The sequence below is a fragment of the Arthrobacter sp. TRD_SC_6 genome (assembly GCF_055361185.1).
Genome location: NZ_CM143953.1, coordinates 2,475,376 through 2,500,105 on the forward strand (window position 1 = coordinate 2,475,376; position 24,730 = coordinate 2,500,105).

Consider the following 24,730-nt stretch of genomic DNA (forward strand, 5'->3'; position numbering starts at 1 on the left):
ACAGGCAAGGTTTATGAGACGCGCAAAGATAGTTGCCACATTCGGTCCGGCGATCGCAAGCTATGAAAACACTCTCGCTGTCCTGAAGGCAGGTGTGGACGTAGCCCGGATGAACATGAGTCACGGGGACCACTCCGTGCATAACCAGACGTATGAATTTGTCAGGAAGGCAGCCGAGGAGCTCGGCACTCCGGTGGGAATCTTCGCCGACCTTCAGGGGCCGAAGATCCGCCTCGGGCGCTTTGCCGATGGTCCGCACATGCTTCTTCCCGGCGATATCTTCACCATCACGGTAGAGGACGTTGAGGGAACTGCTGAGATCTGCTCGACCACCCACAAGGGCCTGCCGAAGGACGTCAACGTCGGGGACACGCTCCTCATCGACGACGGCAAGGTTTCGATGCGCGCTGTCGAGGTCACCGACCTGACTGTCAGGGCAGAGGTGACCGTCGGTGGAGCCGTTTCGAACAACAAGGGAATCAACCTGCCAGGTGTTGCTGTGGACGTGCCAGCCCTCAGCGACAAGGATGAAGAAGATCTCCGCTGGGCCATCAGGCGCGGAGTGGACATGGTGGCGCTTTCCTTCGTCCGGAACGCCGCCGACGTCGATCGGGTGCACGAGATCATGGACGAGGAAGGCCGGCGGGTGCCGGTCATCGCCAAGATCGAAAAGCCGCAGGCCGTGGACGCGATTGAAGAAATTATCGACGCCTTTGATGCCATCATGGTGGCGCGTGGCGACCTGGGTGTGGAACTTCCTCTCCAGGATGTACCAATCGTACAGAAGCGGGCCATCGAACTGGCACGCCGCTGGGCCAAGCCCGTCATCGTGGCGACCCAGGTTCTGGAATCGATGATTGACAACCCCCGGCCCACCCGGGCAGAAGCTTCCGACTGCGCCAACGCAGTGCTCGATGGTGCGGACGCCGTCATGCTCTCGGGTGAAACCAGCGTAGGGAAATACCCCATCGAGACGGTCCGCACTATGGCGGAGATCATCGAATCGACTGAGAAGCACGGCCTGGACCGCGTTCCTCCGTTGGGCAGCAAGCCCAAGACCCGTGGCGGTGCCATCACCCGTGCCGCTGTGGAGATCGCTGACCAGCTGGATGCAAAGTACATCTGTACTTTCACCCAGTCAGGTGACTCGGCACGAAGGCTCTCCCGACTGCGCCCCACCAAGCCGGTGTTCGCATTCACGCCTGTGCAGTCAACACTGAATGCGATGGCCCTCATTTGGGGAGTCCAGCCGATGCTCGTGGAGTTCGCGGAGCACACGGACCAGATGACCGCCCAGGTTGACCGGGTGCTGTTCGAGCAAAAGCTCGTGGAGCCCAATGACCTGGTTGTCATCGCCGCAGGGTCACCTCCCGGGCAGGCCGGCTCCACCAACTCCATCAAGGTGCACAAGGTCGGAGACATCGCTGACGCTGGACAACTGCCGGAGGGTTACACCCCGAGCAAGGAGAAGGTTGGTCCCTGGCCGGTGAAGAAGAGCCTCCAGTAAGTAGAGGCCTACGCAGAAGAGACCCCGCCGAGGCGGGGTCTCTTCTGCGTTAGGATCTTGAAATCTGTCTGGGTTGCTAGTTCACCTGGTTGATGATGGTCTCTGCGACTTCGCGCATGCTCAGCCGGCGGTCCATTGAGGTCTTCTGGATCCAGCGGAAGGCTTCAGGTTCCGTGAGACCCATTTTCGTGGTGAGCAGGCTCTTTGCCCGCTCCACGAGTTTCCGGGTGGCGAACTGTTCCTGCAGGTCGCTTACCTCGTTCTCGAGGGCTTTGATCTCCTCATGGCGGGACAGCGCGATCTCGATCGCCGGTACCAGGTCCGCCGGGGTGAAGGGCTTGACCACGTAGGCCATTGCGCCGGCGTCCCTGGCCCGCTCGACGAGTTCCTTCTGGCTGAAGGCAGTCAGCAGAACTACGGGAGCTATGCGCGCCTTGACGATCTGCTCCGCAGCGGTGATGCCGTCCATGATCGGCATTTTCACGTCCATGAGAACGAGATCCGGTTTGTGCTCCTGCGCGAGCTGCACAGCCTTCTCGCCGTTATCTGCTTCGGCGACCACGTCATAGCCTTCGCCCCGCAGAATCTCCACGATGTCGAGGCGGATGAGGGTCTCATCCTCGGCGACGATGACGCGTCGGGCCGGGCTCGAATCAGCTGAGTCGCGGTTATCAGACACTGGTGGCTCCTTGATAGGCGTTCAAAAGTTTTCTTGTGTGAGGGCTGGGTTGCGGAGACCGCGTGCCACGCCTGAGTTCACCCCAACAGCCTATCGGCATGTAGAGTAGATTCGCGCACCGCGGGCGGCTAAGAGTCACGGATCTCACGTCTGTCCCCGAGAACGTGCGCCACCTGGCCCGAATGGCGGAATTGGCAGACGCGCTGCACTCAAAATGCAGTATCGAGAGGTGTGTGGGTTCGAGTCCCACTTCGGGCACCAGAGCATCTAAAAGCAGCTGAACACAATCCTGGGACTTCGCGACACCCGCGAATTGCGCAATCTCAGCCCTCCCGCCAATAAGCTTTGGCTTGCAAAGTGCCTTCAACTGGATCGAGGACTCATGGTCGCCGCGCCCACATCGCTGCGAGCCCCTGTGGGCACCAAGCGCATCTTCTATTTCGACCTGACCCGTGGTTTGGCTGCCCAACTTGTTGTCCTTGGGCACCTCCTCAATATCTGCTACCCGCAGATATTCATGCCCGAGACCAATAAGCCCTTTTACATTCAGTCATTTGCTGTGGTGATCTTCTTCGTTCTCTCCGGATACCTCATCGCCAGTGCTGTGATGCGGAAGGGCTCCGACCCCAGCTATACCCTCGGCCGGTACATGATCGACCGCACTGCAAGGGTCCTTTTCCCCATGTTTGTGGCGTTGGTTCTGATCATCACAGTGGACTGGCTCGTATTCGGTGGAACCAATGCTGTTCCGTTCAGGCGGATAGATCTGTCGCCGTCCACGATCGTGCAATCGTTCCTCATGACCTTCAACCATCCAGCCGGGCCGTTCCTGGCGCGGGAAACCGGCATCAGTGAACTGGCGGTCCGAACAGTCGGTACGGGTGCGCCGTTATGGACGGTGGTAATCGAGTGGTGGATCTATGTTGCCTTCGGCATCGTCGCTCTCGTCATCGCCCGCCGTAAGCGTCTCGGCCTATTCGGGCTTCTAGCGCTGCTGTTCGCCGCCGCCGTCCCGATCTCCTATATGGCGGAGGACGTGTCACTCCCCATCGCGTGGCTCATTGGCATGGGTTACGCCTTCGCCTCCGAACAGTTGGCTGCGATACCCCGGCGGGTCCATGCGTGGGTGGCGGTGCTGTCGCTGATCGTCTTCGTGAAGGCCTGCGACAATACAGGCTTCAACCTTGAAGCCGCGGCCACCGTTGTTCCTGCTGCGGTCGGGTTCTGCTCGCTCTACTTCCTGCTGAGAGGCCGGGGTGAAAGGTTTTTTCAGCTAGGAGCGCCGACCAGGCTCGTTCACTTCGTCTCCGATTTCAGTTACTCCCTGTACCTGATTCACTTTTCGCTCGTGACCTACCTCTGGGTGTGGCTGCACGAGGCACTTTCCGGCTGGCAACTGATTCTCATCGGATTCGCGGCATCCAACTTTGCCGCGATCGCGTTCTACTTCCTGGTGGAGAGGCACCACCATAAGGTAGGACGGTGGATGAAGCGGACGCTTCCCACTAGCGCTCGCTAACGTCTGAAACAGCCCTATTCGAACCGGGACGTGTCTCCCATTCCCCGCCGCACAATCTCTGCGCCACCGCCGGAAAAGTCAATCACCGTGGTCGGTTCCGAGCCGCACTCTCCAGAGTCCACAACGCCGTCCACCTGGTGGTCCAGCAGTTCCTTGATCTCCCAGCCCTGGGTGGGCGGAATTTCTTCGTCGGGCAGAAGCAGCGTGCTGGACAGGAGCGGCTCGCCGAGCTCGTCCAGTATCGCGCGGACTACCCTGTGGTCAGGAATGCGGACGCCTACCGTCTTCTTCTTCGGATGGAGCAGCCGGCGCGGGACCTCATCGGTTGCCTTCAGGATGAACGTGTAACTGCCCGGTGTCACGGACTTGATGGCACGGAACACATCGTTGTCGATGAGCACAAACTGCCCAAGCTGCGCGAAGTCCTTGCATACGAGCGTGAAGTGGTGCTTGCTGTCCAGACGTCGGATCGAACGGATCCGGTCGAGTGCCGCTTTGTTCCCCAGCTGGGCGCCGAGCGCGTAACAGGAGTCTGTGGGATAGGCAATAAGCCCGCCGGCCCTCACCATGTCCGCAACCTGTCCGATGGCGCGTGGCTGGGGGTCCTGCGGGTGAACGTCGAAAAATCTCGCCATTGCAGAAGCTTACGGCCGAGTCATGGAAACGGTTACCTGTTGTCCCGGATGAGGTTGGTGATTCGGGCGGTTGAGAGCCGCCGTCCATCGTCGTCGGTCATGACAACCTCATGGGTGGTCAGCGTGCGGCCGAGGTGGATGGCAACGGCAGTCCCCGTCACGAGTCCAGAGGAGGCCGAGCGGTGGTGGGTCGCGTTGATCTCGATGCCGACGGCCTGCCGGTCGGCACCCGCATGGAGTCCGGCAGCGAAGGAACCAAGCGTTTCGGCGAGCACCAGGTGCGCTCCTCCGTGAATGATGCCTGCGACCTGCTGGTTCCCTTCGACCGGCATTGTCGCGACCGCCCGGTCCGCGCCCATCTCCTTGAAGATGATGCCCATCTTGGCGGCGAGGCGGCCAATGCCGTGGCCGCGCAGCCACTCATGCATCTCGTCCGGAACCCCTGCATTCCGCAACTCGGCGCGGAAGGGATGATCGTCGTCGTCGGCTGCGGAGTCCGGAGTGAAATTGTCGTTCATGGGAACTAGGCTGGCACCTGTGAGCCAAACAAACCAATCCGCCCAGTCAGGCGCGCCCGCCAGCGTCGAACCCAGCGCTGGAAGAGTCCCTGCACCTGCACCTTTAACTGCCACGCCCCTTGCACCGAAGGGTCGGTCGCGCCTCCTGGTGGTGGACGGTCATTCGATGGCGTTCCGCGCGTTCTACGCACTTCCTGCAGAGAATTTCTCGACCGACACAGGCCAGCACACCAACGCGGTTTACGGCTTCACGGCCATGCTCATCAACCTGCTGCGGGACCAGGAGCCCACCCACGTGGCAGTGGCTTTCGACCTCGACACCCCCACCTTCCGCGATACCGAGTACTCCGAGTACAAGGGCGGCCGCTCACGCACGCCCGAGGAGTTCCACGGCCAGATAGACCTCATCATCAAGGTCCTCGAAGCCATGCGCATCCCCACCCTTTCCATGGAGGGTTTTGAGGCGGATGACGTGCTGGCCACGCTCGCCGTGAAGGCCGCAGTCCTCGATTGGGATGTCCAGGTGGTCAGCGGTGACCGCGACGTGTTCCAACTGGTGAATGACCGCGTGACCGTCCTGTATCCGAAACAGGGCGTCACCAACATTCCGCAGATGGACGCCAAGGCGGTGGAGGAGAAGTACTTCGTCCCACCCCACCTCTACTCGGACCTCGCCGCTCTCGTAGGGGAAACCGCCGACAACCTTCCCGGTGTTCCCGGAGTGGGTCCGAAGACGGCGGCAAAATGGATCCTCAAGTACGGCGGCCTTGAGGGAATTCTCGAAAACCTCGACGCAATCGGCGGCAAGGTGGGTGACGCCCTCCGGGACAACGTGGAGAACGTCAAACGGAACCGTCGCCTGAACCGCCTCCTGACCGACCTCGAACTTCCCGTCGACCTGGAGGCCATGGTCTCCCACAAACCGGACCGGGTCGCAGTTGAGGACCTTTTCGACGCCCTGCAGTTCAACGTGCTGCGGAAGCGGCTCTTCGACCTGTTTGGCGAGGATGAACCGGTAGCCAGCGGTGTTGAAATGACCCCGCCGCCGCACAGCATTATCACCGCCGCCACCGAATTGACCGGGTGGTTCAACTCCACCAACCAGGCAACTGCAGCGGTACAGGTTGTCACCAGGTCCACCAGCGGGGGAGACGAGGCCATCGGCGTCGCACTGGTCACGTCTGGAACCGCCGCCTATGTACCGTTCGAGGATCTCGACGGCGAAGCGGAGCACGTCCTGGCGCAGTGGCTGGCGGACCTGGACGCACCGAAGGTCATCCATGATTACAAGGCGGCCTTCAAGTTGCTTCATCACCGTGGTTTCACGCTCGCGGGCGAGGTGGATGACACCGCCGTCTCCGGCTATCTCATCCAGCCTGACCGCCGGAGCTACGAACTGGCAGACCTCAGCCAGTTCCACCTCAAGCTTGCGGTCCCGACGGCGGCCGGAACCGCGGGTGGACAGCAGGCTCTCGCGTTGGAAGAGGAAGACGTGGCCACGCCCGCTGTCGCCGCGGCCTACGCCGCGCTCGAATTGAGCCGGCACTTCTCCGGTCAGCTGGTCGAGCGCGGAGCCAACCAGTTGCTGGCGGGGCTGGAACTGCCTCTATCCGAGGTGCTCGCCCGTATGGAACTCACCGGTATCAGCGTGGCCATGGACGGCCTCGACCGGCTCTACGACGATTTCTCGGCAACCATGGCAAGTACCAGCGCCGAGGCGTTCCGCATTATTGGTAAGGAAATCAACCTCGGCTCACCCAAGCAGTTACAGGCTGTGCTCTTCGACGAACTCGAGCTGCCCAAGACAAAGAAGATCAAAACCGGCTACTCGACAGACGCCGATGCCCTCACCGACCTCATCGTGAAGACCGGTCATCCATTCCTCGAGCAGCTACTGGCGCACAGGGATGCGTCCAAGCTCCGCCAGACCGTGGAGGGCCTGCGCAAATCAGTAGCCGACGACGGCCGGATCCACACGACGTACGTTCAGACCATCGCGGCAACCGGCCGGTTGTCCTCGATGAACCCCAACCTGCAGAACATTCCGGTCCGATCCGACGAAGGACGCCGCATTCGGGAGGTATTCGTCGTCGGGCCCGGTTTTGAATGCCTTATGACGGCGGACTATTCACAGATCGAAATGCGGATCATGGCGCACCTCTCAGGAGATGAAGGCCTCATCGCTGCGTTCAACGAGGGGGAGGACCTCCACCGTTTCGTTGGATCCCACATTTTCGGTGTTGCGCCGGAAGAGGTCACCAACCCGATGCGCTCGAAGGTGAAGGCGATGTCCTACGGGCTGGTGTACGGCCTGAGCTCCTTCGGTCTCTCGAAGCAGTTGGCCATCTCGGTCGACGAGGCTCGCACGCTCATGCGCGACTACTTCGACCGGTTCGGTGCTGTACGGGACTACCTGCGCGGAATCGTGGAGCAGGCCCGGAAGGACGGATTCACCTCAACCATCGAGGGACGCCGCCGCTACCTGCCGGATCTGTCCAGCGACAACCGGCAACTCCGCGAAATGGCCGAACGCGCCGCACTGAACGCTCCAATTCAGGGCTCGGCAGCCGACATCATCAAGAAGGCGATGCTCGGCGTTGACCATCAACTGCGTACCCGCGGCCTGGCGTCGCGAATGCTTCTTCAGGTTCATGACGAACTGGTGCTCGAAGTTGCTCCGGGTGAACGGGACGAGGTGGAAGAAATTGTCAGGGCGGAAATGGCCGGGGCCGCTGATCTCTCAGTGCCGCTCGATGTCTCGGTGGGCACAGGAACCAGCTGGCACGAGGCCGCCCACTAGTCGTTTTGCGACGCCCGGAATTGGAGGCTCCCCGCAAGCTGGCCGGGCTCCCTGCTCCGGGCTAGGCTGACTTCTTGTGACCCAACCTGCAGAAACCGCCCTGTCCTTGCGCATCGACAACTTCACCGTGACTCCGGAGACCGACGTCGCCGAGGGGAGTGCGCTGGCCTCCTGGTTCGAGGGCGTGAACTTCGGGTTCCACGAGCCGCGTGCGGAGCAGGAAAATCTGCCGAAGCTCGCCGAGGCCTACGCTGCCGACAGCCGGACAGTGTGGGGCGTCTACGACGAAAATGCCGGACCGCACGCGTGGGATCCGCGCATTCCGGTGGCAACCTACGCCACGATGACCAACTCCCTCAATGTCGGGGGAGGGAATCTGCTTGACGCCCATCTGGTGACCTCCGTGACGGTACGTCCAACCCACCGGCGCCGCGGCCTCCTGCGCCGCATGATGACTGCAGACCTTCAAGGAGCAGTCGACCGTGGGATCGCGATCGCCGCATTGACTGCTTCCGAAGCAACCATCTACGGAAGATTCGGGTTCGGCGCAGCCACCCTGACCGCGAGCGTCGAGGTGGATGTGCGTGAGCGCTTCCAGGTCACCGCTCCCGGTTACGGGCGCATGGAGGTGGTGGAGCCTTCGGCCGTCGTCGACCTCGCTCCGGTGATCTTCGCTGGCTTCCACAATCGCACCAGAGGCTCGATCGGCCGCCAGTGGGCCTACGCCCGGCGCGCGGCAGGTCTATGGGGCCAGGAGGGTCCGAAAGAGGACAAAGGCGTGCGCACCGCGGTCCATTACGACGACGACGGGCAGCCCGACGGCTACGTCACCTACAAATTCGCTGGGTGGGAGACGCAGCCGTACACCACGCGGGTTAATGACCTCGTGGCCACTTCGGACGCCGCCTACCTGGAGCTGTGGCGTTTCCTCGGTTCACTCGATCTGGTGGAGCGCGTCACCTTTAACGAGGCCTCGATCCAGGATCCACTGCCGTGGGCTTTGGCGGACCGCCGTTGCCGCAGGTTGAAGGGAGACGAGGACGTGCTGTGGCTGCGGATTCTGGATCCGGTGGCAGCACTTGTTGCACGGCATTACCAGTCCGACGGCGACGTCACCATCGAGGTGCAGGATCAGCTCGGACATGCGACGGGCGCCTTCCATTTGCAGGTAAAGGATGGACATGCGCGGTCAACGAAGCTCGATTCGAAGGCAGCCGCCGACGTCGTTCTTGACGTCGCGGCGCTTGGTTCCCTTTATCTGGGCGGCGTGGACGCAGGCACCCTCGCCAGCACGGGGCACGTGCGCGCGGCGTCGCAGGACGGACTCCAGCGGCTGGACAGGTTGTTCAGCGTGGCACGGCAGCCGTACTGCATCACGCACTTTTAAGTATGGATTCGGCCGAGGGCCGTGCCTTTCCGATGACCCGTGTGCGCTGCGGCCGCGCGCTTTGACCGGTGTTGCCGGTGCAGGCTAGACTGGATAGGCGTGTCTTACGACAGCAGCGATTAAACATTTGTCCACTTCCGGGCAGGCTCCTCGCGGTGAGTGCATTGGGTTGCACTGACTTGCGCGACGCCACAACCGCCGGGAACAATCCATCATCCACAACGGAGCCCCAACTACATGACCATCACCACCACCGAGAAGCCAGGTGCCCCCCAGGTCGCTATCAACGACATCGGCACCGCTGAGGACTTCCTCGCAGCTATTGACGCAACCATCAAGTACTTCAACGACGGAGATCTCGTTGAGGGCACGGTCGTCAAGGTTGACCGGGACGAAGTCCTGCTCGACATCGGTTACAAAACCGAAGGTGTCATCCCTTCCCGCGAGCTTTCCATCAAGCACGATGTCGATCCGGGGGACGTGGTCTCCGTTGGTGATGAGGTTGAAGCGCTTGTCCTCACCAAGGAAGACAAAGAAGGCCGCCTGATCCTCTCCAAGAAGCGCGCGCAGTACGAGCGCGCCTGGGGCGACATCGAGAAGGTCAAGGAAGAAGACGGCGTTGTCACCGGTACCGTCATCGAGGTCGTCAAGGGCGGCCTTATCCTCGACATCGGGCTCCGCGGCTTCCTGCCTGCTTCCCTCGTTGAGATGCGTCGTGTACGCGACCTCGCTCCCTATATTGGTCAGCAGATCGAAGCCAAGATCATCGAGCTGGACAAGAACCGCAACAACGTTGTGCTTTCCCGCCGTGCATGGCTTGAGCAGACCCAGTCTGAGGTTCGCTCCACCTTCCTCAACAAGCTTGAGAAGGGCCAGGTCCGTCCGGGCGTTGTCTCCTCGATCGTCAACTTCGGTGCGTTCGTGGATCTTGGCGGCGTAGATGGTCTGGTTCACGTTTCCGAGCTTTCCTGGAAGCACATCGACCACCCGTCCGAGGTAGTCGAGGTCGGCCAGGAAGTCACCGTCGAGGTTCTCGAGGTAGACCTGGACCGCGAGCGCGTTTCACTGTCGCTCAAGGCCACCCAGGAAGACCCATGGCAGACCTTCGCCCGCACTCACGCGCTGGGCCAGGTTGTTCCCGGTAAGGTCACCAAGCTCGTTCCGTTCGGTGCGTTCGTCCGCGTCGAAGACGGCATCGAGGGCCTTGTCCACATCTCGGAGCTGGCCGTGCGCCACGTTGAGCTTGCAGAGCAGGTCGTTTCCGTTGGCGACGAGCTCTTCGTCAAGGTCATCGACATCGACCTCGAGCGCCGCCGCATCTCCCTCAGCCTCAAGCAGGCCAACGAGGGTGTCGACGCTGACAGCACCGAGTTCGACCCAGCGCTGTACGGCATGGCTGCGGAGTACGACGAAGAGGGCAACTACAAGTACCCAGAGGGCTTCGACCCCGAGTCCAACGAATGGCTCGACGGCTACGACACCCAGCGCGCCGCATGGGAAGCTCAGTACGCTGAGGCCCAGTCGCGGTGGGAGTCGCACAAGAAGCAGGTCGAGCAGCACGCTAATGATGATGCAGCTGCTGCCAACGAGCCTGCTGACTCCGGCACCACCAGCTACTCCTCGGAGCCTGCTGTCGAGTCCAACGCAGGCGCCGGAACCGGCACCCTTGCATCGGACGAGGCACTTGCCGCGCTGCGCGAGAAGCTCACCGGCAACTAGGCGTCACCGCCGGTAAGAAGTTTGTTTGAAGAAGGTCCCTGCCCCTACCGGGCAGGGACCTTCTTTGCATTCCGGGACAATCGACTCTCCAGTAGGTGACCGTTACAAGGATGCGCGCAAGGAGCTTTTCGTCGAGACCGTCACCGTGAACTTCGGGTTGCGGTCCACCTGGCGTGTAGTCCCAACTAATCGTTCCAACGAACTCCGGTATTGCAGGTGGCTGTTCCAGACGGTCCACAGCTCACCTCCGTTTGCAAGTACCCGCCCGGCGTCGGCGAACAGTTTGTGCGCGATGCCCGCGTGCACCGTGTGGCCGGAGTGGAAGGGCGGGTTCAGTACGATCAGCTCGGCACTGTTGTCCGGTTGGCGCGACAGACCGTCGTCACGCACGACGTCGATGCGATCCTGGACGCCGTTGGCCCACGCTGTAGCCCGGGTTGCCGCAACTGCCGCGGCAGATGCGTCGGTCGCAGTGATCATCAGCGCGGGACGGGTGAGCGCCAGGAAGGCCCCGATGGTGCCATTTCCGGAACCGAGGTCTATCGCGTTGATCGCCGCCCGCGCCTGGGAGAGATGGGGCAGTAGGAAACGGGTTCCGGGGTCAAGTTTTGCGCCGCCGAACGTGGCACCGAAGGCGCGCAGCCGGAGCGGTTGCGGGAGGCCGACGTCGTGCTCTGCCTGGGTGGGAAAGGGGCACGCTCCGGCGGGCAGCGGGTCAGCCGCGGTCAACACGCGCGATTTCTGCCTGGCCAGCCCCGCGGATACGTTCCTGAAGTGGGTGCCGAGCACGCCGGACATCGCAGCCGCCATGTGTTTGACCCGACCGCCGGCGAGAACAGTGACATCGGGCGCGGCGGACGCAGCAATATGCCAGGCAATTTCTTCCAGTTCATCCAGGGACCGCGGCAACTGAAGAAGCACCAGCTTGACCCCGTCGAATAGTCCGGCGTTGAGGGCATGGGAGGTATAGCGCCCGGTGAGGCCGAGGCGGGAGGCGTTCGCTGTCAATGCCCGCTCACCAGTGACCGAGTCCTGATGGGAACGGATGTCTGTGGCACCGCAATGCGCAGCGCCAAGCGTCAGGGCACCGTAGGAATCGTTCACCACTGCGAGCTCTCCGGGTTGCAAAGCGGAAAGCCGGTCGCGCGCCGTATCTAGAAGCAGCCGGTCGGTGGCGTCATGGGCGAACAGGTTCCCAGCCTCGGCGTCGGGCCAACGCCGGAGGGAATCGAAGGAGAAGTCAGTCATGTACGGGTTCTCCGGTGACCCGATGGTCAGCGTGGTTAAGTCCTTCGAGGACCAGGCGGGCGAGGTGTCCGTCCGCGACGCTGTACACCACGCTCCTGCCCTCCCTTCGCGTGCTCACCAGCCCGGAGAACCGGAGTTTCGCGAGATGTTGACTGACCGAGGTCCTGGACGCGCCGGTGCGTTCAACCAGGGCACCGACCCCGGATGGCGCCTGCGTGAGCAACCAGAGTAGATGGAGTCTCGTTGGATCGGCCAGCATCCTGAAGGTGGCTGCGCCGGTTTCGAGCCGTGTGGGATCAGGGTCGGCGCCGTGGTGGAGGCTCGGCTCCCTCTGTATCGGAGATTCGCTCACTATTACCTCCCTCATCGGACCGGCTGAACTGAACTGGATCGGTTCCGGTTGAGGGCCACAACCTGTATGCGGCCACGGTGCCCAGTGTAGCGAGCACACCGAGTACGACGGCGGCGCTCACCTGGCCAGCGATGGCACCCACCCAGCCGGCTACCGGATACGCGAGGATGAAACACGCGTGGGACAGGGAGAACTGCGCAGTGAAGAGTGACGTGCGCGTGTGCTCGGTTGCCGCCCGGCGGAGCAGCCGCGCGCTTGGCGTGTTGATCATCGATGTGCCCGCTCCCATCACGCCCCAGACCAGCAGGAGCGCCGGCCACGAGTGCACGACGGCGGCGATCAAGCCTGCGCCGATCACTCCTCCCGTCACCACGACCGCTCCAGCGAGCATGAAAACCCGGTCCGGCACCCGCTCGAGAATGACGGGTGTGCAGAGTGCGACAAGCATTGATCCCGCCCCATAAGAAGCGAGGACTACCGCGACCTCGGCATTCGAACCACCGAAGAGGTCACGCACGAAAATCACGGAGTTCACCAATACCAGCGCGGTGCCGCAGGCAACCACAAGATTAAGCGCCAGCAGTCCGCGTAATGGCGGCTCCTTGAGGAAGTGGCGGGTTCCACTGAGGGTTCTCTGGACCAAAGATCCCGACTGTTTCGAGGGGGCTACCTCCGGCAACCGTGTGGTGGCGACAAGCAGGGCGGAAATGAGGAACCCGGCCAGCGTTCCGACGAACAGATTGCTGTAGGACGTCACTGTCAACAAAGCTGCGGCGAGCAGTGGGCTGAGCAGCGATTCCAGGTCGTAGGCAAGCCGGGAGAATGAGAGGGCCCTCGTATAGTCTCTCTCCCGCGGGAGGATCACGGGGATCGTGGACTGGAAGGCCGGGGTGAAGGTAGCTGACGCTGCCTGAAGGACGAACACAAGGATGTAGATCTGCCAGACCTGGTCGATGAAAGGCAGCATCGCTGCCACCGCTGCCCGCGCGAGATCAGCTGCAACCAGCACACTCTTGCGTGGTACGCGCTCCACCAGCACGGCCATTACGGGTGCAACGAAAACGTAGGCCAGCATTTTGATCGTCAGGGCGGTGCCCAGGACCGCTCCGGCCTGACCGCCTGCGAGGTCAAAGGCCAGTAGTCCCAGCGCAACAGTGAGCAGTCCGGTGCCCAGCAGGGCCACGACCTGCGCCGAAAACATCTTGCGGTATTCCCTCACGCCAAACAGCTTGCTCACGTCTCTACCGTAGCTTATGTGCGCATATATGCACTTAATGTAGGTGTTGTACCGACGGGCGCCACTGAAGTTCCGCCGGTAGCCTTGCAGGCATGCTCAAAGTTGGTTTGACCGGCGGGATCGCGGCGGGGAAATCGTTGGCCGCGGACGCGCTGAAGGAGCTTGGCGCCGTCCTGATTGATGCTGACCAGCTGGCGCGTGCAGTCCTGGAACCGGGGACAGATGGGCTGCGCGAGGTGGCGGACGCGTTCGGGCAGCAGGTACTGCGGGCCGATGGTTCACTGGACCGGGCCGCCCTCGGATCGCTGATCTTCAAGGACGAGGACAGCCGGTCGAAGTTGAACGCCATTGTGCATCCGCGGGTACGTCAACTGGCTGCGGAAGCTGAGACGAAGGCCCAGCATGAGGCTGAAGCGAAGGGCGACCACGCCGTCGTCGTGCACGACATCCCCCTGCTCGTGGAGACGGGTCAGGAGGACAGGTTTCACCTCGTGCTCGTCGTGGATGCACCCGAAGAAGTGCGGGTCCAGCGGATGGTGCAGAACCGGGCGATGTCCGAGGACGAGGCATGGAGTCGAATCAGGGCACAGGTTGGTTCCAACGCACGGAACGCGGCCGCCGACGTCGTCATTGAGAACATTGGGACGTCCATGGAGCTGAAGGCTGCACTGAGCGGACTGTGGTCCGGTCGGGTCCTGCCATTCGCCCGGAATCTGCAGCTCGGGGAGGTCGCCGAGCGGGCGGGCGGACCGGATCTCATACAGAGTGCGCGGTGGGCGAATACTGCCGCATTGCTGGCGCGGCGGCTGAAGCGGGCGGACCCGCGGGTGCTCGGCGTCCAGCACATCGGGTCGACCGCAGTGCCAGGACTGCCCGCCAAGGACGTCATCGATCTCCAGCTGACGGTTGCGTCCCTTGGAGACGCCGACGCTCTCGCACCGTTCCTTGCCGCGGCCGGGTTCCCGCCACGGGCAGGCGAGTGGTCCGATAACCCCAAACCGCCCTTCTCAGACCCCGCGCAGTGGGAGAAACGGCTGCACGGCAATGCCGATCCCGGCCGTCCGGTCAATCTGCATGTACGGGTGGTCGGCTCGCCGGGATGGCGTTATGCGCTTTCCTTCAGGGACTGGCTCCGTAGGAATCCGGATATGGTGGCTGCCTACCTGGCCGAGAAGGAACGGTGCCGGGCACTTCATTCGGGGGAGCAGACGACGGCGGGTTACGCCGAGTGTAAAGAGGACTGGTTCACACACGCTGACCCGCGGCTTACCCGCTGGATTGACGACGCCGGGTGGTCACCGGAAGAAGCGACAGATCTATAGGCTTCAGCCCCCAGCGGAGATCGCCAATTGCGGACTGTGGTTGTCCGGGGTAAGGGCTAACGTAGAACCATGAGTCTTGCGCAGGAGATCAACAGGGTAGTCGCGCCGTTCGAGGTCATCAGCGAGTACAAGCCGGCCGGTGACCAGCCCACGGCCATTGCGGAGCTTGCGGAGCGGATCAATGCAGGCGAGAAAGACGTGGTGCTGCTCGGTGCTACCGGCACGGGCAAGAGCGCAACAACGGCCTGGCTGATTGAAAAGGTACAGCGGCCCACCCTTGTCATGGTCCAGAACAAGACACTCGCGGCTCAGCTCGCGAACGAGTTCAGGGAGCTCCTGCCCAACAACGCCGTCGAATATTTCGTGTCCTATTACGACTACTACCAGCCCGAAGCGTACGTCCCGCAGACCGACACTTTCATCGAGAAGGACTCATCGGTCAATGAGGAAGTGGAACGGCTCCGGCACTCGGCCACCAACGCGCTGCTGACCCGGCGGGACGTCATCGTTGTGGCGACGGTCTCCTGCATTTATGGCCTTGGCACGCCTGAAGAGTATGTGTCGGCAATGGTGACCCTGCGCAAGGGCCAGGAAATGAACAGGGACGCCCTGCTGCGCCAGTTCGTCGCCATGCAGTATGTGCGCAATGACATGGACTTCCACCGGGGAACGTTCCGGGTGCGCGGTGACACCGTGGAGATCATCCCGATGTATGAGGAACTCGCCCTCCGGATCGAATTCTTCGGAGATGAAGTTGAGCGGATCTACACCCTTCACCCATTGACCGGTGAGATAGTCCGCGAGGAAACAGAGATGTACGTTTTCCCGGCCTCGCACTACGTTGCTGGACCTGAACGTTTGTCGCGGGCCATCACCCGCATCGAGGATGAACTGCGTGAGCGCCTACAGGAGCTTGAGTCGCAGAACAAGCTCGTTGAAGCCCAGCGCTTGCGGATGCGTACCACCTACGACCTCGAAATGATGCAGCAGATGGGGTTCTGCAACGGCATTGAGAATTATTCACGGCACATCGACGGGCGGCCGCAGGCGAGTGCTCCGCACTGCCTGATCGACTACTTCCCCGATGATTTCCTGCTGGTCGTGGACGAGTCCCACGTGACCATCCCGCAGATCGGCGCGATGTATGAGGGTGACATGTCGCGCAAGCGCACCCTGGTGGATCACGGCTTCCGGCTTCCGTCGGCCATGGATAACCGGCCGCTGAAGTGGGACGAATTCCTGGAGCGGATCGGGCAGACGGTCTACCTGTCCGCAACGCCCGGCAAGTACGAGCTCAGCAAGTCCGACGGCTATGTGCAGCAGATCATCCGACCCACCGGGCTGGTCGACCCTGAGGTGATCATCAAGCCCAGTAAGGGCCAGATCGATGACCTGCTCGGCGAAATCAATACCCGGGTGGAACGAGATGAACGCGTTCTGGTCACCACGCTCACCAAACGCATGGCTGAGGACCTTACCGGTTACCTGCTGGAGCACGGAGTGAAGGTCGAGTACCTCCACTCCGACGTCGACACATTGCGCCGCGTGGAACTTTTGCGGGAGCTTCGGCTCGGGACGTTTGACGTCCTGGTGGGAATTAACCTGCTCCGTGAAGGCCTCGACCTTCCGGAAGTCTCGCTGGTCAGCATTCTCGACGCCGACAAGGAAGGGTTTCTCCGCAGCGCGACCTCGCTCATCCAGACCATCGGCCGTGCCGCCCGTAACGTCTCCGGCCAGGTCCACATGTACGCGGACCGTATCACCGACTCAATGGCGAAGGCCATCGAGGAAACAAACCGCCGCCGCGAAATTCAGGTCGCGTACAACAAGAAGCACGGCGTCGACCCGCAGCCCCTGCGAAAGAAGATCGCAGACATCACCGACACCATTGCCCGTGAGGACGCCGACACCCGCGAGCTGCTGGAGAAAACCGGCAAGGGGAAGGGCAAGGGGAAGGTCTCCGCGGTCCGTCGAGACGGGCTGGCGGCCGTGCCCGCAGAGGACCTCACAGATCTCATCGGCCAGCTGACCGCCCAGATGCATGCTGCCGCCGAAGAACTGCAGTTTGAGCTCGCGGCCCGGCTGCGGGACGAAGTGGGTGACCTGAAGAAGGAACTGCGGCAGATGCAGTCGGCCGGGCACGCCTGAGGCATGGAACCGGGTGAGCACCACCGGCCAGGCCCCGCCTTCGACGGGATGTTCACTGAGATCCGTGTGCACGGGATCGGTGACCACGAGTACTACACGAGCCTTGGCTGGCCAGCTGAGAAGAGACTGAACGCCTGGGTCCAGGTGGCAGAGCCACCGCCGCTGCCACAGCACCGCCTGCGCATCCTCAACTGGTCGCGCTCGCACCGGCGGCGCACCGGATTCCTCTGGTACCTGGCGTTTCCATTCACCCTGGTCAATGTGGCCGGGAGGATGGCACCCGCGCGTGAAGGCGGCCAGCGGGCAAGTGGATTCCTTCTGAGGGCGGTTGTGTTCTGCGTTGGGCTGCTCCTCACGGTGTCACAGCTCGCGTGGCTGATCGTGTTTGGCGAAACGCTTTGGCGTCACCTCCCCGTCGAGCCTGTATCTTTACGGTGGATTCCGGCTCTGGCCGGTGTGCTTCTGACCGGGTGGGTGCTCTATCGCTACCGTGCAGTGGTCAGGAGGCAGACTGAAGCCGGGCGCACGAAGAGCGTGCTGCCGCTGGTGCACGCGGGAACGGTGCTGGTGACAGCAGCGCTGCTGGCACTCAACCCGCCCGCGCAACTTCCCTGGAGCGGCTGGCCGTCAACGTCCCACCCGTCGGGCGCTTCCTATCTCGACGCCATGGCACTCTGGATTGCCGTGAGCACCGCCTTCGTCTTCGCAGCAGTCCTTGGACTCGCGGCGGTGTACGCCACGAGAGTCCGCAAAGGGGCACCTGGGGTGTCGCTGGTGGCAGCCGGCGTGTTGCTCGCGGTGTCAGTATTGCTGATGCACTCCCTGACCGCTTTGGTGCGGATGCTTCTGGACAATCTTCTTGGCTACGTCACGGGGCTCTTCGGTGCCGAGCCGCACGGCTATTCCGACGCCATCCTGCTTTCCTACGACAACCCGGCCGACGCCGGCGACAGCCGCCTCGACCTGTTTCCCTTCCTGGCGCTGATCGCGGTGCTCGGAGTGGTGGTGGCCGCCGCCGTCGTGCTCGGAAGTGGTCGGAATCCAGGCCTCCCACCACTCATGCAGGGCAAGGCAGCCCGCGGCCGGTGGTGGCACCAATTTTCCGGCGCTGCTCCGCGCCTGTTGCCTGCCATCGTTCCGTTGGCGGTGCTGCTTGGCGTTGCAGGAATGAGCGCGGCGATCATGCTGGGTGAAGGCCGTCTCGGTGGGCCCTGGCTGGCGCTGGCCATCCTCGTGCTGCAGCTCGCGGGCGCCGCCGTCGTGCTGGTGATTCTGCTGGGGCAGCTCCGCCCGGTGCGTGAGATCCTCGGAAAGATCGCGGACGTCGCCGGGTTCTGGCCCGTGCAGGACCACCCGCTCGCTGGGTCTTCCTACCGGCAGGCAGCCATCGCGGGCGTTGGAGAACTTGTGGAGCGCGCGCACCGTTCAAACAGCCCGGTGGTATTGGTTGCGCACAGCCAGGGATCTGTGATCTGTGCCTGGTTTACAGCACACCAGAACCCCGAACGGGCGGCGGGAGAAAGCACCCACCTCGTCACGGCGGGGTCGCCGCTCAACTCGCTCTACTCCGCGTTCTTCCCTGCAGTCTTCACCCCTGAATTCTTCAGCAGGGTCAAACGGGGAACGCTGACCTGGGCGAACTACTGGCGCGAGACAGACCCGGTGGCCTTCCCTGTCCCAGGGGCACACAATCATGTGCTGGCTGACCCAAGGGCGGACGGCCGCGTCCGGAGCCACAGCGATTACTGGGTCGAACCCGCGATTATCGGGCACGTCGAATCCCTCAGACAACATACGGAGTGAGGCTGGGCGTTTTCCGTATCGGTTGTACACCGGTAGGATTGAGCGAACGTAGGGGAGTATCCTTTCGCGCTACGAACGTCAACACGCAGGCCACTGGCGGCCCGCCGGGCGTAGCGGCCGTGGCATTTGAACGCGGCGGAGAGACTTGCGAATTCCGTTGTATCTCCGAAAGGTTTCCTTGTGCCTGAATTACCCCTTGCCTTTGAGATAGGCACCTTCGTTGTTCTGGGGCTTGTGCTCCTGTTCGACCTGCTGCTTGTCGTGAAGCGCCCACACGAACCGTCCATGAAGGAAGCCGGCCTCTGGGTCGCCTTTTACGTGACTCTTGCTCTCGTGTTCGCGGCGTTGATGTTTGCGTTCACCGGCCCCGAGTTCGGCGGTCAGTTCATCGCCGGCTGGGTGACTGAGTACAGCCTCAGCATCGACAACCTGTTCGTCTTCATCATCATCATGGCGAGGTTCTCCGTACCCCGGAAGTACCAGCAGGAAGTGCTGATGGTGGGCATCATCATCGCCCTGATCCTGCGCGGAATCTTCATCCTGCTTGGCGCCGCATTGATCAGCAACTTCTCCTGGATCTTCTACATCTTTGGCGCCTTCCTTCTGTGGACCGCCTACCACCAGGCAAAGGACTCCGGCGAGGAGGAGGAGGAGAAGGAGAACAAGATCATCGCGAAACTGCGCGGAGTTCTCCCGATGTCCGAGCACTACGACGGCAACAAGATCCGTACCATGGTGGACGGCAAGAAGGTCTTCACTCCGATGCTGATCGTGTTCATCACGATCGGCCTGACCGACCTGATGTTCGCTGTTGACTCCATCCCGGCGATCTTCGGCCTGACTGAAAGCCCATTCATCGTATTCACAGCGAACCTGTTCGCGCTGATGGGCCTGCGCCAGCTTTACTTCCTGCTGGGCGGCTTGATGACACGCCTCATCTACCTCAAGCACGCCCTGTCGCTGATCCTTGCGTTCATCGGCGTGAAGCTGATCCTCCATGCCCTGCATGAAAATGAGCTGCCATTCATCAATGGCGGCCAGCACATCGAGTGGGCACCGGTCATCCCAACCTTTGTGTCCCTGGCGATCATCATGGGCATCATCGTCATCGCCGTCGTTGCCAGCCTGCTGAGCCCCAAGGGCAAGCAGGCGAAGGTCGACGCTGAACTGGCTGCAGACGCCGAGAGCGCGCGCATCGGTGGCCCGGACGCGTAGGTAACAGCTGATCTCACTAAGGGCGCCGGCTGCGGGAATTGAATCCCGGACCGGCGCCCTTTGCGCGTCCCGTGGGTGTGCCCAGAGCGGCGCGCCCGAAAAACTTATTGGGCCTGCGTCATCGCTAGAAGCCGCTCGAAGATGGCTTCGCCGTCGTCGCTGATGCCGTCATGGTGGAAGTCTGCGCTCTCCCACACGTCGAGGCCACGCACCGCTTCAGCTGTTTCGAGTGACAGGTCGCGGTCAACGTAGATGTCATCGGAATACACGGCAGCTGCTACGGGAACCTCGTTCCGGGCCAGTTGCGCGGTGTCGTACAGGGGGACCCAATCGGCGGTCCTCGCGAGAATCTCCGCTGTCTCCTTCAGGGGGATCAGCGCCGGGTCCTCTTCAAAAAGACTCGGGTACACCATTTCACCGAGCAATAGCGGCTCGGCTGCGTCAGGTTGAAACTGCGGAAACTCCTTGAGGACGCGCCAGGCGGCCCAATCGGACGCCTCACCCTGACAGTAGATCGATTCATGGAGCACGGCGTAGAGCGGATTGGAGCGCCTGCTGACGAGCGTCTGCACCTGATCCAGGAACACCGTTGAGAGACGCTCGCCGCTGGCGGTGTGCACGAAGGCGTCCTCCAGCAGGAAGTGCAGGCTGTCCACGCGCACGTTGCCGCCGAGCAGGGCGCCGACCAGTTGGAACCGCTGCGGGGTGAGGCGTTCGCCGCTTGGCAGCCGCTCGTCAACGGCAGCCAGGTGTCGAATGATGCGGCTCGCAAGCGGCCTGTCCTCGGGATAACGGGCAAAGTACTCGAGATTCCGTGCCTGAACCCGCCGGTAAGTGTGGCGGTAGACCCTCTCGGCGGGGCCGGTGAGCGGAGCTAGACCACCGGTGATGAGCGCGCGCTTCATCCCCCCGGGCGCGTAGGAGAGGTAGGTGAGCGCACAGAACCCGCCGAAGCTCTGACCGAAGACCGTCCAGGGTGCGGATCCGAGTGCGGACCGGATCAGCTCAGCGTCCGCCACGATCGAGTCCGCACGGAAATGTCTTAGATAAGCGGCCTGCTCCGCCGGAGAGCCCTGCAGCGTGCGTTCATCCGCCGGCGTCGAAAGACCCGTGCCGCGCTGGTCCAGCATCAAGATACGGAACTCCCGGGAAGCGGCTTTCATCCATCCCGAGAGCTGCGTCACCCGGTTGCCGCGGCCGCCCGGCCCGCCCTGCAGGAAAAGGAGCCAGGGCAGGCGCGTGGCGTCGTCGTGATCAGTGGAACTGTACTCCCGCGCGAAGACCCTGATCTGTTGTCCGGCGGAATCGGCGTGATCCAGGGGCACGGTAAACCAGTGCCCAGTGCTCCTCATGCCCCGCATCACATACGTGGGCTCTGCCAGGTGCGATACGGCGTTCACCGTGCGTGCCCGGCGAAACTCGTTAGTGCTTCTCCGGAAAGGCGGAAGGTGCTCCACTCGTCCTGCGAAGCCGCGCCCAGGCTCCGGTAAAACTGGATGGACGGTTCGTTCCAGTTCAGGACTGCCCACTCAACCCGCGCATACCCACGTTCGGCAGCTATGAGGGCGAGGTTCTGGAGCAGCGCCTTCCCATAGCCCAAGCCGCGCGCTTCGGGCCGGACGTACAGGTCCTCAAGATAGATCCCGTGGACGCCTTCCCAGGTTGAATAGTTCAGGAACCACAGGGCGAAACCCTGGATTCCGGCGTCGTCCTCGGCTATGTGGGCGAAGATCCGCGGGTTCGCGCCGTAGAGTGCTTCCTCGAGGCCCTCGACGGTGTTCCGTACGGCGTCGGGCTCCTTCTCGTACACGGCGAGATCATGGATCAGTTGCAGAATGGTGGGCACGTCATCCCGGCGTGCTTCACGGATGGGAGTCATGTTTCCACCCTAACCATGAGCGGTGGTGCGCGCTGCAGTGGACCTTACGGGCCGCCCACGGAGATCACGGTGACGACGGCGGCGCCAGCAGCATCCGAGGCCGCCAGGTCTATGACCGCGTTGATACCCCAGTCCTGATCGCCTGCCGGGTCCTTGAGGATCTGCCGCACCTCCCATTTGCCCGGTAATTGTCGGATGATCAGGAGCGCCGGGCCGCGGGCTGCAGGGCCGTCGTCGATGTCCTCATGGGCATCGAAGTAGCCATCCATTGCGTCCGCCCAGCGGTCCGCGTGCCAACCGGCTGCTTCATCGAGCCTGCCGAGCGCCTTGTCATCCTCGGCGGCGAAAAGCTGTACCCGCTGGAACATCTCGTTGCGCACCATTACCCGGAAAGCACGTTCGTTGGAGGTGACAGAGTCCGGCTCTGGTGGGAGATCGACCTGGCGGGGATCGACGTCGCGGCCGGTCACACCGGCTGCGAGCTGCTCCCATTCGTCGAGCAGGCTCGAATCAACCTGCCTGATGAGTTCACCCAGCCACTCGATGATGTCCGAGAGGTCCTCGCGGAGTGCGTCACGGGGGACTGTCTGCCGGAGCGCCTTGAAACAGTCGGCGAGGTAGCGCAGGAGAATGCCTTCAGAGCGGGCAAGGCTGTAGAAGGCAACGTACTCGCCGAAGTTCATCGCGCGTTCGTACATGTCGCGCACCACCGACTTGGGCGTCAGCTCGAAGTCACCGAGCCAGGGCGCTCCGGAGCGGTACGTTTCGAAGGCCTGCTGCAGGAGCTCGGACAGCGGCTGTGGATAGGAGATCTCCTCGAGCCGCGCCATGCGCTGGTCATATTCGATGCCGTCAGCCTTCATGGCAGCGACGGCCTCGCCGCGGGCCTTTTTCTCCTGTGCGTTCAAGACCTGACGGGGCTTCTCGAGCGTCGCTTCGATGACTGAGACCACGTCCAGCGCATACGAGGGGCTGTCCGGGTCGAGCAGCTCCAGGCTGGCGAGGGCGAAGGAAGACAGCGGCTGGTTCAACGCGAAGTTTGCCTGGAGGTGTACTTTCAGCCGTACGGTCCGTCCTTCCTCATCGGGTTCGGGCAGCTGCTCCACTATTCCGGCGGTGACCAGCTCGCGGTAAATACTGATGGCCTGCCGGAGGTGCGCGAACTGCCGGGAGGACGGCTCGTGGTTCTCCCGCAGGAGGGTCTGGACGGTGGTCAGGGCATCACCAGGGCGCTCAAGGAGGTTGAGCAGCATGGAATGGGTTACTGCGAAGCTGGACGAGAGCGGCTCAGGCGTCCCCCCAACCAGTCGGTCATACGTCGGCTTTCCCCAGGAGACGAATCCCTGCGGCGGCTTCTTCCGAACCACCTGCCGCAGCTTCTTCTGGTCGTCGCCGAACTTCGAAACGGCCTTCGCCATCGCCTTCGTGTTCTCGACGACGTGGTCCGGCGCCTGCACGACGACGGTCCCAGCGGTGTCGAACCCCGCCCGGCCCGCGCGGCCGGCAATCTGGTGAAACTCGCGCACGTTCAGCGGGCGGGTCCGGACGCCGTCGTATTTGCTGAGCGCAGTGAGCAGCACCGTGCGGATTGGGACGTTGATGCCGACGCCCAGAGTGTCAGTTCCACAGATCACCTTGAGCAGCCCGGCCTGCGCCAGCTGCTCAACGAGCCGCCGGTACTTCGGGAGCATCCCCGCGTGGTGCACACCGATACCGTGGCGCACCAGCCGGTTCAGCGTCTTGCCGAATCCGGCCGAGAACCGGAAAGAGGCGATGAGCGCGGCGATGCGATCTTTTTCCTCCCGGGTGCACACGTTGATGCTCATGAGGTTCTGTGCACGCTCAATGGCCTCAAGCTGGCTGAAGTGGACTACATAAACGGGCGCCTGGTGGGTGCTGAGAAGCTCCTCAAGTGTTTCCTGGAGAGGGTTCTCGGAGTAGTAGAAGTTGAGCGGGATGGGACGGTCACCGGAGCTGACGAGGACAGTGGGCCTCCCTGTCCGCGCAGTCAGGTCTTTCTCGAACCGTTCGACGTCGCCGAGAGTCGCTGACATGAGCAGAAATTGTGCCCGTGGCAGTTCCAGCAGCGGTACCTGCCACGCCCATCCGCGCTGCGGGTCGGCGTAGAAGTGAAACTCGTCCATGATGACGGTCCCGGCATTGGCTGTTGCCCCTTCCCTCAGGGCGATGTTAGCGAGGATTTCCGCGGTGCAGCAGATAATCGGAGCGTCCTGGTTCACGGAAGAATCTCCGGTCACCATACCCACGTTCTCCGCTCCGAACGTGGCGCACAGGGCGAAGAACTTCTCGGAGACCAACGCCTTGATGGGCGCGGTGTAGTAGCTCCGCCGACCTTCGGCGATCGCATGGAAGTGCGCCGCGACCGCCACGAGTGACTTCCCTGAGCCGGTCGGGGTCGCGAGGATCACGTTGTTTCCCGAAACCAGTTCGAGGACTGCCTCGTCCTGTGCCGGGTAGAGGGTGATGCCCTCAACGGCCGACCAGGTGTGGAACGCCGAATAGACGGCGTCGGCGTCCGGGCTGCCCGTCTGTGCGGATGGGGGGAGGTAATCCTGAATACTCATATCGGGCTAAGCCTATCGGCAGGGGCCCGGCGCGAGCGTAGCGAGTGTTGGGGGGCCGGTGGGCGCTATCGGCAGGGGCCCGGCGCGAGCGTAGCGATTGTTGGGGGGCCGGTGGGCGCTATCGGCAGGGGCCCGGCGCGAGCGTAGCGAGTGTTGGGGGGCCGGTGGGCGCTAACT

Annotated in this window: 18 protein-coding genes and 1 tRNA gene; 10 read left to right on the forward strand and 9 right to left on the reverse strand. The window is 62.6% G+C overall.

Annotated elements, in window-relative coordinates; all coding sequences use genetic code 11:
- Nucleotides 1–13: 13 nt before the first annotated feature.
- Nucleotides 14–1,507 carry a pyruvate kinase gene (gene pyk / locus ACWA1U_RS11680; protein ID WP_463722352.1) on the forward strand — a complete coding sequence of 498 codons (1,494 nt, stop codon included), beginning with the start codon at nt 14–16 and terminating at the stop codon, nt 1,505–1,507.
- A gap of 76 nt (nt 1,508–1,583) precedes the next feature.
- On the opposite strand, the gene ACWA1U_RS11685 is transcribed toward pyk, so the two are convergent.
- Nucleotides 1,584–2,186, reverse strand: coding sequence for an ANTAR domain-containing response regulator (locus tag ACWA1U_RS11685; RefSeq protein WP_463722353.1), 603 nt, complete (start codon nt 2,184–2,186; stop codon nt 1,584–1,586).
- Nucleotides 2,187–2,362: 176 nt separating this feature from the next.
- Here ACWA1U_RS11685 and ACWA1U_RS11690 point away from each other — a divergent pair.
- Both ACWA1U_RS11690 and ACWA1U_RS11695 read left to right on the forward strand, forming a co-directional pair.
- Nucleotides 2,363–2,447, forward strand: a tRNA-Leu gene (locus tag ACWA1U_RS11690).
- Between the two features lie 121 nt (nt 2,448–2,568).
- Nucleotides 2,569–3,705 (forward strand): acyltransferase family protein, encoded by a 1,137-nt coding sequence (locus tag ACWA1U_RS11695; protein ID WP_463722354.1) that lies wholly within the window; start codon nt 2,569–2,571, stop codon nt 3,703–3,705.
- Between the two features lie 14 nt (nt 3,706–3,719).
- Here the strand turns inward: ACWA1U_RS11695 and ACWA1U_RS11700 are convergent, their stop codons facing one another.
- Nucleotides 3,720–4,340, reverse strand: coding sequence for an L-threonylcarbamoyladenylate synthase (locus ACWA1U_RS11700; protein ID WP_463722355.1), 621 nt, complete (start codon nt 4,338–4,340; stop codon nt 3,720–3,722).
- Between the two features lie 32 nt (nt 4,341–4,372).
- Nucleotides 4,373–4,858, reverse strand: coding sequence for a PaaI family thioesterase (locus ACWA1U_RS11705; RefSeq protein ID WP_463722356.1), 486 nt, complete (start codon nt 4,856–4,858; stop codon nt 4,373–4,375).
- A 166-nt stretch (nt 4,859–5,024) separates the two neighbouring features.
- Here ACWA1U_RS11705 and polA point away from each other — a divergent pair, with 166 nt between their 5' ends.
- The 3 genes from polA (at nt 5,025) to rpsA (ending at nt 10,764) form a co-directional block, all read left to right on the forward strand.
- Nucleotides 5,025–7,658: a DNA polymerase I gene (gene polA / locus ACWA1U_RS11710; RefSeq protein ID WP_463725031.1), complete on the forward strand. Its 2,634-nt coding sequence runs from the start codon at nt 5,025–5,027 to the stop codon at nt 7,656–7,658.
- Between the two features lie 76 nt (nt 7,659–7,734).
- Nucleotides 7,735–9,045, forward strand: a complete 1,311-nt coding sequence (locus ACWA1U_RS11715) for a GNAT family N-acetyltransferase (protein WP_463722357.1) — start codon at nt 7,735–7,737, stop codon at nt 9,043–9,045.
- Nucleotides 9,046–9,282: 237 nt separating this feature from the next.
- The gene (gene rpsA / locus ACWA1U_RS11720) at nt 9,283–10,764 is read left to right on the forward strand and encodes a 30S ribosomal protein S1 (protein ID WP_463722358.1); all 1,482 of its coding nucleotides are present in this window, start codon (nt 9,283–9,285) and stop codon (nt 10,762–10,764) included.
- Between the two features lie 102 nt (nt 10,765–10,866).
- On the opposite strand, the gene ACWA1U_RS11725 is transcribed toward rpsA, so the two are convergent.
- From ACWA1U_RS11725 to ACWA1U_RS11735, 3 genes are read right to left on the reverse strand one after another with little or no spacing between them, the layout of a single operon-like run.
- The gene (locus ACWA1U_RS11725; protein WP_463722359.1) at nt 10,867–12,012 is read right to left on the reverse strand and encodes a class I SAM-dependent methyltransferase; all 1,146 of its coding nucleotides are present in this window, start codon (nt 12,010–12,012) and stop codon (nt 10,867–10,869) included.
- Nucleotides 12,005–12,379 carry an ArsR/SmtB family transcription factor gene (locus ACWA1U_RS11730; protein WP_463722360.1) on the reverse strand — a complete coding sequence of 125 codons (375 nt, stop codon included), beginning with the start codon at nt 12,377–12,379 and terminating at the stop codon, nt 12,005–12,007. The genes ACWA1U_RS11725 and ACWA1U_RS11730 overlap by 8 nt, the downstream gene beginning before the upstream one ends.
- Entirely contained in the window at nt 12,309–13,601 is a 1,293-nt protein-coding gene (locus tag ACWA1U_RS11735; RefSeq protein ID WP_463722361.1) for an MFS transporter, read from the reverse strand. The genes ACWA1U_RS11730 and ACWA1U_RS11735 overlap by 71 nt, the downstream gene beginning before the upstream one ends.
- A gap of 92 nt (nt 13,602–13,693) precedes the next feature.
- Between ACWA1U_RS11735 and coaE the strand changes: the two genes are divergently transcribed.
- From coaE to ACWA1U_RS11755, 4 genes are all read left to right on the forward strand, one after another.
- On the forward strand, nt 13,694–14,923 hold the full coding sequence (gene coaE / locus ACWA1U_RS11740) for a dephospho-CoA kinase (protein ID WP_463722362.1): 1,230 nt from the start codon (nt 13,694–13,696) through the stop codon (nt 14,921–14,923).
- 69 nt (nt 14,924–14,992) lie between these two features.
- Entirely contained in the window at nt 14,993–17,071 is a 2,079-nt protein-coding gene (gene uvrB / locus ACWA1U_RS11745) for an excinuclease ABC subunit UvrB (protein WP_463722363.1), read from the forward strand.
- 3 nt (nt 17,072–17,074) lie between these two features.
- Complete coding sequence (locus ACWA1U_RS11750) at nt 17,075–18,874, forward strand: hypothetical protein (protein WP_463722364.1); 1,800 nt, start codon at nt 17,075–17,077, stop codon at nt 18,872–18,874.
- A gap of 180 nt (nt 18,875–19,054) precedes the next feature.
- Nucleotides 19,055–20,089, forward strand: a complete 1,035-nt coding sequence (locus tag ACWA1U_RS11755; RefSeq protein ID WP_463722365.1) for a TerC family protein — start codon at nt 19,055–19,057, stop codon at nt 20,087–20,089.
- 104 nt (nt 20,090–20,193) lie between these two features.
- On the opposite strand, the gene ACWA1U_RS11760 is transcribed toward ACWA1U_RS11755, so the two are convergent.
- Genes ACWA1U_RS11760 through ACWA1U_RS11770 form a run of 3 tightly spaced genes read right to left on the reverse strand, consistent with a single transcriptional unit; the run spans nt 20,194 to nt 24,553 of the window.
- Nucleotides 20,194–21,441, reverse strand: coding sequence for an alpha/beta fold hydrolase (locus tag ACWA1U_RS11760; RefSeq protein ID WP_463722366.1), 1,248 nt, complete (start codon nt 21,439–21,441; stop codon nt 20,194–20,196).
- A gap of 44 nt (nt 21,442–21,485) precedes the next feature.
- Entirely contained in the window at nt 21,486–21,968 is a 483-nt protein-coding gene (locus ACWA1U_RS11765; protein ID WP_463722367.1) for an N-acetyltransferase family protein, read from the reverse strand.
- A 44-nt stretch (nt 21,969–22,012) separates the two neighbouring features.
- A complete protein-coding gene (locus tag ACWA1U_RS11770) occupies nt 22,013–24,553 on the reverse strand; it encodes a DEAD/DEAH box helicase (RefSeq protein ID WP_463722368.1) in 2,541 nt (846 codons plus the stop codon).
- Between the last annotated feature and the right edge of the window lie 177 nt (nt 24,554–24,730).

Coding starts and splice junctions, on each gene's coding strand:
- pyk (WP_463722352.1), top strand. CDS start 14: ATGAGACGCGCAAAGATAGTTGCCACATTCGGTCCGGCGATCGCAAGC.
- ACWA1U_RS11695 (WP_463722354.1), top strand. CDS start 2,569: ATGGTCGCCGCGCCCACATCGCTGCGAGCCCCTGTGGGCACCAAGCGC.
- ACWA1U_RS11700 (WP_463722355.1), bottom strand. CDS start 4,340: ATGGCGAGATTTTTCGACGTTCACCCGCAGGACCCCCAGCCACGCGCC.
- ACWA1U_RS11705 (WP_463722356.1), bottom strand. CDS start 4,858: ATGAACGACAATTTCACTCCGGACTCCGCAGCCGACGACGACGATCAT.
- polA (WP_463725031.1), top strand. CDS start 5,025: ATGGCGTTCCGCGCGTTCTACGCACTTCCTGCAGAGAATTTCTCGACC.
- rpsA (WP_463722358.1), top strand. CDS start 9,283: ATGACCATCACCACCACCGAGAAGCCAGGTGCCCCCCAGGTCGCTATC.
- ACWA1U_RS11725 (WP_463722359.1), bottom strand. CDS start 12,012: ATGACTGACTTCTCCTTCGATTCCCTCCGGCGTTGGCCCGACGCCGAG.
- ACWA1U_RS11730 (WP_463722360.1), bottom strand. CDS start 12,379: ATGAGGGAGGTAATAGTGAGCGAATCTCCGATACAGAGGGAGCCGAGC.
- coaE (WP_463722362.1), top strand. CDS start 13,694: ATGCTCAAAGTTGGTTTGACCGGCGGGATCGCGGCGGGGAAATCGTTG.
- uvrB (WP_463722363.1), top strand. CDS start 14,993: ATGAGTCTTGCGCAGGAGATCAACAGGGTAGTCGCGCCGTTCGAGGTC.
- ACWA1U_RS11750 (WP_463722364.1), top strand. CDS start 17,075: ATGGAACCGGGTGAGCACCACCGGCCAGGCCCCGCCTTCGACGGGATG.
- ACWA1U_RS11760 (WP_463722366.1), bottom strand. CDS start 21,441: ATGAGGAGCACTGGGCACTGGTTTACCGTGCCCCTGGATCACGCCGAT.
- ACWA1U_RS11765 (WP_463722367.1), bottom strand. CDS start 21,968: ATGACTCCCATCCGTGAAGCACGCCGGGATGACGTGCCCACCATTCTG.
- ACWA1U_RS11770 (WP_463722368.1), bottom strand. CDS start 24,553: ATGAGTATTCAGGATTACCTCCCCCCATCCGCACAGACGGGCAGCCCG.